The sequence below is a fragment of the Asticcacaulis sp. P2_C5 genome (genome assembly GCF_056404555.1).
Genome location: NZ_JBFUDU010000003.1, coordinates 325314 through 337603, shown reverse-complemented (window position 1 = coordinate 337603; position 12290 = coordinate 325314). Strand labels below are relative to the sequence as shown.

The window sequence follows — 12290 nt, the reverse complement described above, 5'->3', positions numbered from 1 at the left end:
ACGTGTGAGGCGCGGAAGGCGCAGGCCGTAACATTTAGGACTTTCTTATAAAGGTCTAATTAAATCGGCGTAACATGCGTGACGATTTTGCAATGTGGCTGCAATACCACCCGCATAAGGACGAAAATGCCGGATAGCGGGATGTGACGTGCGCATCCGTTATTCGGATTACAGGTCTTTCGAGGCGGCCACAAAATAGGTAATCCCCGACCACAGCGAGGCGATCGCGGCCAGAACCAGCAGCAGATTGGCGATTATATAGGCCGTATCCGACCATTCGAGCGGCAGGTCGAACGCCGCCCAGCTTTCGGTCAGCAGCAGAGCGCCCAACGCCACCAGTTGCAGGGTCGTCTTGATCTTGCCCATGAAGTTGACCGGGACCTTGACACCCTTGGCGCCCGCCGCTTCACGCAAGGCGCTGACAGCGAATTCGCGGAACAGGATGATGGCGGCCGGCAGGGCGAAGACCGGATCGCCGGTCTTGATGCAGAACAGGCCCAGAATGGTGCCGCAGACCAGGATCTTGTCGGCGATCGGATCGAGAATGGCGCCCCACTGGCTTTCGGCGTGCAGCTTGCGCGCCAGGATACCATCGAACAGATCGGTAAAGGCCGCAATGACGAACAGGTAGAAGCCCCAGCGCTGGGCCGGATAATAGGCGCCCGAATTGACGTCAAAGAAGGGTATGCCGCCGACCGAGGCCGCCAGCAGGCAGAACATCACGATCCCGGCGACCAGACGGATCATGGTCAGGATATTGGGGATCGGATTGACTTTTTCACCTGTCATCGGGGCACCGTTGGCTTGAATCTGGCGCGCAGCCTGCCCGCCATGGTCACGGCGAGATAGCACACTCCATTGCCAATACCAGTGCATTTTGTTGCTTTAGCGGCACGCCGGCCACAATTGCGCTCACACGCCTTGACCTGAATGTCCATGAACCGCTAAGGCCCGTGCGTGCTGAAGGTGCTCCCGTTTGCCCGGGAGATAATAGGGAAGCCGGTGAGATTCCGGGACTGTGCCCGCAACTGTAAGCGCCGAGTTCGATGGCACATGTCACTGGTTAAGCCGGGAAGACGCCATCTGACGTTTCAGGCGCAAGTCAGGAAACCTGCCTCGGCTGTCGTCCTTTGCGCCGCCGGGTCCAGCGTCGCCAGCAAGAAGCCTCTTGAGAGACGATGTGTTTGTAAGCCGTACAGCGTTCGCTGCCCGGTTTTCGTCCCTGACTGGTCGTGCGGCGCCCGCCGCACAGCTTGGTCTCTCACTGAAAGACGCTGACATGTTCAAGCGAATCCTCCTGACAACGGCCACCCTGCTGGCTCTCCCTCTCCTTGTCCACGCCGAAGACACCGAAGTTATTGTCACCATCACGCGCCAGGACCTGCCCGTCGCCAAGGTCGGCCAGGCCGTCGACGTCCTGAACCAGCAGGATATCACCTCCTTCCAGTCGGTCATGCTGGCCGACCTGCTGACCCACACCACCGACCTCAGCCTGACGCGCAATGGCGGACCGGGTGCCGCGGCCAGCGCCTCGATCCGCGGAGCAGGCGCTGACCACACCCTGTACCTGCTCGACGGCGTGCGGCTGAACGACCCGTCGCAGGTCGGCGGCGGCACCAATCTCGGCCTGGTTGCCACCGACGACGCGGCACGCATTGAAGTCCTGCGCGGTCCGTTGTCGACCCTGTGGGGCTCCGGCGCCCTGGGCGGCGTGGTCAGCGTCACCACACGCAAGGCGGCCCAGCCTCTCGAAGGCCAGGTTGGCGTCGAAGGCTTCGACGACTACAATACAGCCCATGCTGCCGTGGGTGGCAAGAGGGGCGGCTTTAGCTGGCGCGTCTTCGGCAATGCCCTCCACGACGACGGCGTCTCGGCCTTTGCCGGCGGTACGGAACCCGACGCTTTCGACCAGACCAACCTCGGCGCCAGGGCGTCATACGACCTGACGGACAGCACAACGGTGCGCGCCTTTACGACCTACAGCCGCAGTCGCAACAATTACGACGGCTACCTGCCGCCGTCCTATGCCTTCACCGACACCGACGAATTCGGCCGGACGAAGACGCGACTCAGCTATGTCGCGCTCGACAACCACTTCGCCAACGGCGAACAAACCTTGTCACTGAGCGAAAGCCAAGCCGATCGCCATGACTATTTCGCTGATGGCTCGGAATTCGTGGCGCGCGGCCATATCCAGTCGGCCGATTACCACCTGCTGTATCGCCTTGGCGACACGACCCGACTGCTCGGGGGCGTGACCTATGAACGCGACACCATGCGCATCGCCTCCCCGGCGCCGTGGGATCCGAACCCGACGCCGCTGTCAGTCTCGGTGACGACGACCAGCCTCTACGGTCAGGCGTCGCGCGACTTCGGTCCGGCCACCGTGTCGCTGAGCGCCCGCCACGACGACAATTCGAGCTATGGCAACCAGGACATCGCCCAACTGGCCTTCGCAACGAAGCTTAACGATCGTGTCCGCCTGCACGCCAGTGCCGGTCAGGGCGTCAAGACTCCCAGCCTCTACCAGCTTTACAGCGACTACGGCACAGCCAGCCTGGTCACCGAAAAGGGCCTGACGATCGATGGCGGCGCCGATGTCGCATTGGGCAACGGTTCGCTCGGCGCCACGGCCTTTACCCGCACCGTGCGTGACCTGATCGACTTCGGGTACGACAACTGCACGGCGGTCCAACCTTACGGCTGTTACGGCAATATCGACCGATCAAAAGCCTCGGGCCTGGAGCTGGAAGGCCTCCAGACCTTCGGCGCCTGGACCGTCCGGGGCAATTACAGCTTCCTCGACACCGACAACCGTTCCTTCGGGCTGGAAGGCAAGAAGTTGCCGCACGCTCCGGAACAAATGGGCAGTATCGATATCGCCTGGCAGGTCAATGACCGGCTGTCCCTCGGCGGCGGCCTGCGCCACGTCGGCGACAGTTTCGACAACGCTTCCAACACGCGCAAACTAGCGGCCTATGACCTGGTCGACCTGCGCGCCAGCTACGATATCGGCCGCGTACGTTTGTACGGCCGGATCGAGAACGCCGGCGATACGCGCTACGAGACGGCGGGCGGTTATGGCCAACCCGGCCGGCGCATTTGGTTGGGGATCGCAGCGAAGATCTTCTAAAAACCAGGTCTTTTAGGAAGTAAACCCCCGCGAACAGGGGGTTGTCACGGACGGTCGAGGGCGCGACAGTCATGGCGTTCTTTTAAGCCATTTCAAGATACGTCTTTTAACAGGGGCCGCGGGTTGTCCAACCATCCGCGGCCTTTTATTTCAGGAATTTTCCCACAGATTGCCACAGATTTTCACAGATTAGCGCAGGCGAACTGCCGATCTCACAGCAATCATGAAGGCCTGCAGCGCGGAACTGTCGCGTATGCTACTGAAAAATCTGTGAAAATCTGTGCCAATCTGTGGGGAAAAATACTTTTACCCCTTCACAAAGTCCGCCTTGCCGCCGGTTTTTGAAACGACCTCGATCCCCTCGATGCGCATCGTCTTGTCGACCGCCTTCAGCATGTCATACAGCGTCAGGCCCGCCACACTGACCGCTGTCAGGGCCTCCATCTCGACCCCGGTCTGGCCGCTGGTCCGGACCTCGGCCGCGATGACGAAGCCCGGCAGCGACGCGTCTTCGGCAATGGACACCACAACCTTGGTCAGGCTCAGGGGATGGCACAAGGGGATCAGGTCGGCCGTCTTCTTGGCCGCCATAACGCCCGCCAACTCTGCCGTCGAGATCACGGCGCCCTTCGGCGTCCTGCCCTCGCGCACCAGGTCCAGGGTCGCGGCGGCGCAGACCAGGCGGCCCGTTGCCCTGGCGGTGCGTACCGTCACGGCCTTGTCCGAAACATCGACCATACGCGCCCGGCCATGTTCGTCGATATGCGACAGATCGCTCATGACCACCTCTTCAAGCTCAGCGCGTCTTCGGCCCTGGGCTCTACCCAGCGGTCTGTGTCCTCGCCCACCTCGCGCTTCCACAACGCCGCCTCGGATTTCAACCGGTCCATCATATAGTCGACGGCCTCGAAGGCTGCCCGACGATGGCTCGATGCCGCAGCCACAAAAACCACCGGTTCACCCGCCTCTACGCGGCCACAGCGGTGCAAGACCGTCACCGCCTCGACGTCGAACCGCGCCCGGGCCGCCACGACGATGGCTTCAATCGACGCTTCAGTCATACCGGGGTACCAGTCGAGATAGAGGTAATCTACCAGGGCGGACGTTCCGCCGCCGGTCTCGGCGCGCACGACGCCGGTAAAGCTGGCCACGGCGCCGTGATGGCCGTTCTCGACCAGGAATTCGGCCTGGGCGGCTGCCGCATTGAGCGGCTGTTCCAACAACTGGATCATGCTATCCCCCGGAAAAGACGGAAAAAAACGCGACTTCATCGCCGTCGCGCAAGGGCTGGTCATCGGTCACCTGCTGGCGATTGACGCTCATCCGGATGGCCGGCGTGGTCACCTGACCGGTCGCCAGCGCCTCGGCAAAGAGGTCGTCCCTGAGGGCCAACAGGCCGTCGGCCTGGCGCATAATCCGCCTGACGCCGGCGATGTCCGCCATGCGTCCGAAAAACAGCACCTCGACATGTGCTTGACCCATGCGTCATCCTTTATCAAGATTTTCTGCCGCTTACCGTATATGCGCTTGATAAAGCACTCATAAACGTTTCAATAGCCGCCAATCAAGCCAAGCCTTCCCTTCGGGTCTTCATGAGTCTGTCCAATTACCGGCTACTGCGTTTTTTTGCCCGTCTGTTCGGCAAGAAGGCCGACCCTCTGCCGCTGCCCGACCCGTCCGACCCGGCCTCGTTCAAGGTGCTGCTGCATCGTCCCCAGGTCGAGCTCGACACCGAGGGGCTGAAGAAGTTTTATACCGGCAAGCGCATCCTGGTCACCGGTGCCGGCGGCTCCATCGGATCGGAAATCGCCAAGCAGGTTCTGTCATTGGGTGCTGCCCATGTGGCCCTGGTCGACCACTCGGAACTGGCCCTCTATGAGATCGACCGCGCCATCCGCGGCGAATTCCCCGGCGTATCCGCCCGCCCCATCCTGTGTTCGATCCGGCGCAAGGAACGTTTTGCCGCCGTCGTCGCCGAACAAAAGCCCGATGTCATCTTCCACGCTGCTGCGCTGAAACACGTGCCGATGGTCGAACTGAACCCGTCGGAGTCCGTCCTGACCAATGTGCTGGGCACGCAATATGTCATCGACGCCGCCAAGGCCGCCGGAGTGAAACAACTGGTCCTGATCTCGTCGGACAAGGCGGTGGCGCCGTCGTCTCTGATGGGCGCGACCAAACGCCTGGCCGAGCACCTGATCCGCACCCAGATTTCCGACACACACCAGGCCTGCGTGGTGCGTTTCGGCAATGTCCTGGGCTCGACCGGCTCAGTCGTCCCCTTGTTCAAGTCGCAGATCGAACGCGGGGGGCCGATCACCCTGACCGACCGCGACGTCGAACGCTATTTCATGACCATATTCGAGGCGGTGCAGCTGGTCCTGACCTCGGCGATGAACAATGCCCAGACGCCGGAGCACAAGTCGGGCCTGTACATTCTGGAGATGGGCAAGCCGATCAAGATCATGGATCTCGCCAACCGGATGATCAAACTCTATGGCCTGCGTCCGGACAAGGACATTGCCATCACCTTTACCGGTCTGCGTGAGGGCGAAAAGATTACCGAGGCGCTGGTCGACGACAATGAGGTCCGCGAACTGGTCCTGCCGGGTATATTCGAGGTGGTCAACCAGGCCAGTGTCGCCCCGATCAGCGATGCGATCATGCAGACCCTGTACGGCCTGGCCCAGGAAGGTCATGACGAACAGGCCAAGACCATGGTGTTCAATTTGGTCAAGAGCCTGCGTCAGGCTTAAGGATGCCCCCTCCGGCGAGACAAGCTCGCCACCTCCCCCGTAACGCCCTGCGGGCTACGGTGGAGGACTAAGTTTTTACATATTGATTTCAAATCCGCTATAGCGCAATCCGATAAAGTGGATGCCACTTTTCGGTTAAATTGCGCGACAAAACAAAAAGTTAGAGCGAAATGACGATTCTATCTAAAGTCATTTCGCTCTAAGGCCAGTCCTCCACCGTAGCGTAGTGCAACGAAGCGTTACGGGGGAGGTGGCGAGCTTGTCTCGCCGGAGGGGGCCCTCTTCTCTTACAGCCCGCCATTCGCACACAAATTGCTTTGCCTGCCGGCGGGCACTATTCAATCGGCGGCAAGCCCAACCGCTTCCCGATCAAACCGACAATCTCCGCGGCAATGTCTTCGCCGTGCGTCATGACATCTTCATGCGCAAACCGAAGCGTCTCGACCCCGCGCTGGGACAACCACGCATCACGCACAGCATCCCGGCGCATCCGTTCGTCGTCATTGTGCACCGAGCCATCAATCTCGATGGCCAGTTTCGCCTTATCGCAATAGAAATCGAGAATGTATGGGCCGACCGGGTGTTGTCGCCGTATCGTAAAGCTCTGCTTCGAGCAGCCCTTCAATCCCATTCACAGCTTGACTTCGGACCGGGTCATGGTCCGCCGGAAATGCCGTGCCAGATTGGTCTTGGCGCCTGGCCGCACGTCCCAATCAGCTCCGCGGCGTGCCGTTCAGGCATTGCGCCGAAAAGACCTCATAGGTCTGGCCGGCGGTGGCCTTGGCCGCCTTCATTTGACTCCAGCGCGCATTGCACGCCCCCAGGCGATCCTGGCGCATCCTGTCGGCCGGGCTCTGGTTGGCGGAGGCCTGGGACTTCGCCATGCATCGCGCCGCATAGGCCTTCATGGCCGCCTTGTCGGGCTTTTTCGCCGTACTGATGGTCTGCCACTGTTCAGCGCAGGTTTGCGGCTTATCGGCGGCGTGGGCCACAGCACCGACAAGCGCAACGGCAGCCAGGAATCCTGTAAAAGCAGCTCTGCGCATGACGGCACCTCCAACGCCCGATTTAGCACGGCGCAGGTTACGCGACAATTGCCAGAGAGGCCTAACCCTTATTAACGCTGTAGGCGGCGAAGAAGACAAAAATGGCGCTGTCGACCTCGGCATTGATCTCTTCGTCGGTCGGTACCGGCAGGTAGTTGAGCAGCCGCGCCTTGATAAGCCGGCCGTGGATCAGCGAGGTGAACTGGTGCGCCGCGCGCAGTGTATCGTCGATCTTCAGTTCGCCACGCGCCACCGCAAGGTCAAGATACTCGGCCAGCAACCGCGCGCCGCGCAGGGGCCCTGTTTCATAGAATAACCGCCCCATTTCCGGAGACTTGGCGCTCTCGGCCGAGATGACACGCCAGTTCTGCAGCGTTTTTTCCGACGTGAAGATACGAAGGTATTTGCGGGCAAAATTGGCCAGCACAGCGCGCGCCTCGCCCTCTTCCTTCAGCAACTCGCCGATCTGGCCACGGTGGAATTCGCAATTGCGCTGCACATAGGCCGTGAACAGCTCTTCCTTGCTTTTGAAGTAGTTATAGAGCGTGCCCTTCGATCCGCCCAGCCGCGCGGCGATCACCGACATCGAGGCCGAGGCATAACCTTCCTGAAGGAAGATCTCGGTCGCAACATCGAGAATCATCTCGCGGCGATCTTCCCGGTCGATACGCCCCTTCGCTTCCACAACGGGGTTGGACACGGGTTTTGTCTGCTGACTCGTCTGGGTACTCAATTCGGTTTCCATGGTTTTCGCACTGCAAAAAATAATCGCAACCGTACGGTACGGTCAGTTGACATATAGTAGATCGGGGCCTATATGTCCAGCCATCAAAATGACCATACCGTACGGTTAGTTCAAGAACATGAGTTCAAGAACATCAGTTCAAAGAGTTGTCCCGATGCCGACCTCGATCTTCAAACACAAGTATCCCCTGATTCTCGCCGCTCTGCTCGCAACGACGGCCCTGACCGCCTGCACGACCGTGCCGCAGAGTGCACCGTTTGCCTCCGAGCCCAGCCAGGCCAAGAAGGATAACCCCATCGAGGCGGCTGTCAATGAAGCGTGGTGGCAGGGGTTTGGCGATCCGCAACTTCAAGCCTTGATGGCGGAAGCCTTTACCAACTCTCCGACCCTGGCCATGGCCGAAGCCCGCCTAAACCAGGCCCAGGCGGTCACGGCACAATACAAGTCCGCCAACCAGCCGTCGGTCGTCTTCAATACTGACGTCCATACCATCAAGCAGAGCTACAATAACGGTTTCCCGCGTGAGTTCCTGCCGCAAGGCTATAACGACCAGGGCGCCGTAACGCTGAACTTCAACTGGGAGCTCGACTTCTGGGGCCGCAACCGCGCCGCCATCGCCGCCGCCAGTACGTCGGCCCTGGCCGCTCAGGCCGACACCGCCCAGGCGCGCCTGGTCCTGTCGACTGCGATTGCATCGGCCTATATCGACCTCGACCGCCAGTACAAGCAACGCGACCTCGCCGAGCGCGCCGTCGCTATCCGCCAGGACAGCGCCAATCTCGTCCAGAAGAAATTGGACAACGGCGTCTCCAACCAGGCGCAGGTGCAACAGGCCAAGGCCGGTGTCTATGCAGCCCAGGCCGACCTGACGGCGCTGGATGAGCAGATCAGCCTGACCCGGCACATGATCGCCACCCTGGTCGGCGCCGCGCCCGATCGCGCCACGGCCATCACCCGACCGCAGCTCGACGACAATACGATCGCCTTTGCCTCCGCGCCGGATCAGCTCAATCTCGACCTGATCGGCCGCCGCCCTGACATCATCGCCGCCCGCTGGCGCGCCGAAGCGGCCTCCGCCCATATCAAACAGGCCCACGCCGCCTTTTATCCCAATATCAACCTGCGCGGCCTGATCGGCTTCGAAGCCCTGGGCCTCGGCAACCTGTTCAAGGACGGCTCCGACTTCGGCCAGGCCGGCCCGGCGCTCAGCCTGCCCTTGTTCGAGGGTGGCGCGCTGAAAGCCAATTTGAAATCAGCCGAGGCTGAACACGCCCTGGCCATCGCCGTCTATAACCAGGACGTCCTGGTCGCGCTGCAGGAGGTCGCCGACACCCTGACCAGCCAGCAGTCGCTGGACAAACGCCTCGGCGAATCACAGCAGGCCCTGGCCGCCTATGAGGAAGCCTACCGTCTGACCAAGCTGCGTTATGATGGCGGCCTGACCGACTACACCTCGCTGCTGCTCGCCGAACAGAGCCTGATCGGCCAGCGCCAGGCCGTTACCGCCCTGCAAAGCCGCGCCCTAACCCTCGACGTCGCTCTGATCAAGGCCCTCGGAGGGGACTACGGCGCCGCCAAAAGCCTGGCTTCACGCTAACGAACAATAATTTGCACGCCCGACAGTAGATCAAGAGATACGACCATGCCCGACACAGCCAAACCCAGCCTCGACTCGACCAAAGAAGCTTATGTGCCTGCCGCCGATACGCGGTCGGCCCCGCCCGCCAATCCGCAGGCGGCGTTGAACACCAAACGCAAGCGCCTGCTGACCTATGTCGGCATTGCCGCCGTCGTCGGCGCCATCGTCTGGGGCGCCTATTATGGCCTCGTCGCGTCGCACTATGTCACGACCGACAATGCCTATGTCGGCACCGACACCGCCCAGGTCAACGCCCTGGTCGCCGGTCCGGTCTCACGTATTTTGGTCAATGAAACCCAGGTCGTGAAGGCCGGTGACGTGCTGCTGACCATCGACGACGCCGACGCCAGGATCAATGTCGAACAGGCCCAGGCCTCGCTCGCCCTGGCTCAGCGCCACGTCCAGGGCTATTACGCCAGCGACGCGGCCCTGGCCGGCCAGGTCAATGTCCGCCAGGCCGACGTCGAACGGGCCAACGCCGGCATTGCCTCGGCCCAGGCCGATCTCGACAATGCCAGGACCGAACTGGCCCGCCGCCAGAACCTGGCGCAGTCCGGCGCCGTATCGCAGGAAGAACTGACATCGGCACAGAACGCCTTTGCCCGCGCCCAGGCCGCCTACACCACCGCTCAGGCCAACCGCAACGGCGCCATCGCCGCGGTCCAGGCGGCCGGCGGCCAGCGCGCCACCAACGCCACGCAGTTCTCCGGCGTCTCGGCCGACCAGAATCCGGAAGTCCTGGCTGCCAAGGCCAGGCTCGACGCCGCCCAGCTGGCGCTTGACCGCACCGTTGTCCGCGCGCCCACGGCCGGCGTCGTCACCAAGAAGGCGGTCCAGGTCGGCCAGCAAGTCGCCCTGGGTACGGCTCTGATGACCGTGGTCCCGACCGGCACCGCCTATGTCGACGCCAACTTCAAGGAAGGCCAGCTGACCAAGGTCCTGCCCGGCCAATGTGTCGAGCTGACGTCGGACCTCTACGGCAAAAGCGTCAAATATCATGGCACGGTGCGCGGGCTTTCCGGCGGTACGGGCTCGGCCTTCTCGCTGATCCCGGCCCAGAACGCTTCGGGCAACTGGATTAAGGTGGTCCAGCGGGTGCCGGTGCGGGTCGATCTCGATCCGAAGGACGTCGCCGCTCATCCGCTGCGCGTCGGCCTGTCGATGGACGCCCGTATCGACGTCTCAAAGGCCAGCTGCAGCTAATCTCGCCATCTCCCCTTCTCCCCACCTGAGGGGAGAAGGTGGCCGCAGGCCGGATGAGGGGTCTGCCGACAATGAAATTGAATCAACGGTGGAATTAACCCCTCACCCAACCCTCTCCCCTCAGGTGGGGAGAGGGGGAATTAGAGCTCTCCCATGTCCTCAGCCACCGCTACAGCTGCGCCTGCCGCACCCGCCTCCCTGACCGGCGCCACCTTAGGGGTCACGGCCATCGCCCTGGCGCTCGGCACCTTCATGCAGGTGCTCGACTCGACCATCGCCAATGTCTCGATACCGACGATCGCCGGCAATCTCGGCGTCTCGACCTCGCAGGGCACCTGGGTCATTACCTCGTTTGCCGTCGCCAACGGCATCTCCGTGCCCCTGACCGGCTGGCTGATGGGCCGTTACGGCGTGGTCAAGGTCTTCGTCGCCTCGGTCGTCATGTTCACCATCGCCTCCTTTCTGTGCGGCGTAGCGTGGAACATCGAATCGCTGATCGCCTTCCGCATCCTGCAGGGCGGCGTGTCCGGGCCGATGATTCCGGGCTCGCAGGCCCTGCTGATGATGATCTTCCCGCCCAATAAACGCGGTACCGCCCTGGCCATCTGGTCCATGACCACCCTGGTAGCGCCAATCTGCGGACCCATTCTGGGCGGCTATATCTCCGATAACATCTCGTGGCCGTGGATCTTTTTCATCAACCTGCCGATCGGCGCCATCTGCGCCTTTATTGCCTGGCGTTCGCTGTCAGACCGGGAAACCCCGACCTTCCAGAAGCCGATCGACCGCACCGGGTTCGCCCTGCTGGTGGTGTGGGTCGGCGCCTTGCAAGTCATGCTCGACACCGGCAAGGAGGCCGACTGGTTCCATTCACCGGCCATTGTGGTCGAGACGATCGTCGCCATCATCGGGTTTATCTCCTGGGTAATCTGGGAACTGAATGACAAGAATCCCATGGTCGACCTGTCGCTGTTCAAGACGCGCAACTTCGCCATCGGCACCCTGGTCCTGTGCGTCGGCTACGCCATCTTCTTCGGCAATAACCTGCTGATGCCTTTGTGGCTGCAAACCCAGATGGGCTATATCGCCACCTGGGCCGGCCTGGTCGCCGCCCCCTCCGGCGTCATCGCGGTCATCCTGACGCCGTTCGCCGCGCGCATGTTGAACCGTTACGACGCCCGCATCCTGGCGACCATCTCCATGGTCTTCTTCAGCTTGAGCTTCTACATGCGCTCGCTCTATACGCCCGACGCGGACTTCTACGCCCTGGCGGCGCCGATGCTGGTCATGGGCGTGGCGATGAGCTTCTTCTTTATCTCGATGGTCAGCATCGGGCTGAACGGCGTGCCGGGACCGCAGGTGCCGGCGGCATCGGGCTTAAGCAACTTCTCGCGCATCACGGCGGGCAGTTTCGCGGCCTCGCTGGCCACGACCATCTGGGACAACTTCGAGGCCAATCACCAACTGCGCCTGGCTGAATCGATGGGTGGCCCCGCGGGTGCCTCCGGCCCGGTGGCCAATGCCCTGTCCCAGGCAGCCAGCGCCGGCCTGACCCAGTCCCAGGCGGCGGGCGTCATTATCCGCCAGGTGGTGGGCCAGGCCTATCTCGGCGCCGCTTTGGACTTCTTCCGAATTTCCGCGATCATCACGCTTTTGCTGATCCCGCTGATCTGGCTATGCAAGCGCACCATGGCCCAGGGCCCGGTGCACGCGGCAGCTGATTAAGGAAGTATGGGATCCACAGATTACACCGATTACACAGATTATT

The 12290-nt window shown here is 61.9% G+C and carries 12 protein-coding genes and 1 riboswitch; of the genes, 5 read left to right on the top strand and 7 right to left on the bottom strand.

Annotated elements, in window-relative coordinates:
* Window positions 1-168: 168 nt before the first annotated feature.
* Complete coding sequence (pgsA, locus tag AC1DXO_RS07450; RefSeq protein WP_476977486.1) at window positions 169-789, bottom strand: CDP-diacylglycerol--glycerol-3-phosphate 3-phosphatidyltransferase; 621 nt, start codon at window positions 787-789, stop codon at window positions 169-171.
* 157 nt (window positions 790-946) lie between these two features.
* Window positions 947-1133: riboswitch (cobalamin riboswitch) on the top strand.
* 146 nt (window positions 1134-1279) lie between these two features.
* Here pgsA and AC1DXO_RS07445 point away from each other — a divergent pair.
* Window positions 1280-3133 (top strand): TonB-dependent receptor plug domain-containing protein, encoded by a 1854-nt coding sequence (locus tag AC1DXO_RS07445; protein WP_476977485.1) that lies wholly within the window; start codon window positions 1280-1282, stop codon window positions 3131-3133.
* A gap of 306 nt (window positions 3134-3439) precedes the next feature.
* Here the strand turns inward: AC1DXO_RS07445 and moaC are convergent, their stop codons facing one another.
* The 3 genes from moaC to AC1DXO_RS07430 are packed head-to-tail and all read right to left on the bottom strand — an operon-like array spanning window position 3440 to window position 4615.
* On the bottom strand, window positions 3440-3913 hold the full coding sequence (moaC, locus tag AC1DXO_RS07440) for a cyclic pyranopterin monophosphate synthase MoaC (RefSeq protein WP_476977484.1): 474 nt from the start codon (window positions 3911-3913) through the stop codon (window positions 3440-3442).
* Window positions 3910-4365 carry a molybdenum cofactor biosynthesis protein MoaE gene (locus AC1DXO_RS07435; RefSeq protein WP_476977483.1) on the bottom strand — a complete coding sequence of 152 codons (456 nt, stop codon included), beginning with the start codon at window positions 4363-4365 and terminating at the stop codon, window positions 3910-3912. Before AC1DXO_RS07435 ends, moaC begins: the two co-directional genes overlap by 4 nt.
* Before the next feature lies 1 nt (window position 4366).
* Window positions 4367-4615 (bottom strand): MoaD/ThiS family protein, encoded by a 249-nt coding sequence (locus tag AC1DXO_RS07430; RefSeq protein ID WP_476977482.1) that lies wholly within the window; start codon window positions 4613-4615, stop codon window positions 4367-4369.
* Window positions 4616-4725: 110 nt separating this feature from the next.
* Here AC1DXO_RS07430 and AC1DXO_RS07425 point away from each other — a divergent pair, with 110 nt between their 5' ends.
* A complete protein-coding gene (locus tag AC1DXO_RS07425) occupies window positions 4726-5889 on the top strand; it encodes an SDR family NAD(P)-dependent oxidoreductase (protein WP_476977481.1) in 1164 nt (387 codons plus the stop codon).
* A 334-nt stretch (window positions 5890-6223) separates the two neighbouring features.
* Here the strand turns inward: AC1DXO_RS07425 and AC1DXO_RS07420 are convergent, their stop codons facing one another.
* The 3 genes from AC1DXO_RS07420 to AC1DXO_RS07410 form a co-directional block, all read right to left on the bottom strand.
* The gene (locus tag AC1DXO_RS07420) at window positions 6224-6520 is read right to left on the bottom strand and encodes an endonuclease domain-containing protein (RefSeq protein ID WP_476977480.1); all 297 of its coding nucleotides are present in this window, start codon (window positions 6518-6520) and stop codon (window positions 6224-6226) included.
* A gap of 82 nt (window positions 6521-6602) precedes the next feature.
* Complete coding sequence (locus AC1DXO_RS07415; RefSeq protein ID WP_476977479.1) at window positions 6603-6935, bottom strand: hypothetical protein; 333 nt, start codon at window positions 6933-6935, stop codon at window positions 6603-6605.
* Between the two features lie 61 nt (window positions 6936-6996).
* On the bottom strand, window positions 6997-7635 hold the full coding sequence (locus AC1DXO_RS07410; protein ID WP_476977478.1) for a TetR/AcrR family transcriptional regulator: 639 nt from the start codon (window positions 7633-7635) through the stop codon (window positions 6997-6999).
* Window positions 7636-7834: 199 nt separating this feature from the next.
* Between AC1DXO_RS07410 and AC1DXO_RS07405 the strand changes: the two genes are divergently transcribed.
* From AC1DXO_RS07405 to AC1DXO_RS07395, 3 genes are all read left to right on the top strand, one after another.
* Window positions 7835-9277 (top strand): efflux transporter outer membrane subunit, encoded by a 1443-nt coding sequence (locus AC1DXO_RS07405; RefSeq protein WP_476977477.1) that lies wholly within the window; start codon window positions 7835-7837, stop codon window positions 9275-9277.
* A gap of 45 nt (window positions 9278-9322) precedes the next feature.
* A complete protein-coding gene (locus AC1DXO_RS07400) occupies window positions 9323-10522 on the top strand; it encodes an EmrA/EmrK family multidrug efflux transporter periplasmic adaptor subunit (protein WP_476977476.1) in 1200 nt (399 codons plus the stop codon).
* A 153-nt stretch (window positions 10523-10675) separates the two neighbouring features.
* Window positions 10676-12247, top strand: a complete 1572-nt coding sequence (locus tag AC1DXO_RS07395; RefSeq protein WP_476977475.1) for a DHA2 family efflux MFS transporter permease subunit — start codon at window positions 10676-10678, stop codon at window positions 12245-12247.
* The last annotated feature ends 43 nt before the right edge of the window (window positions 12248-12290 follow it).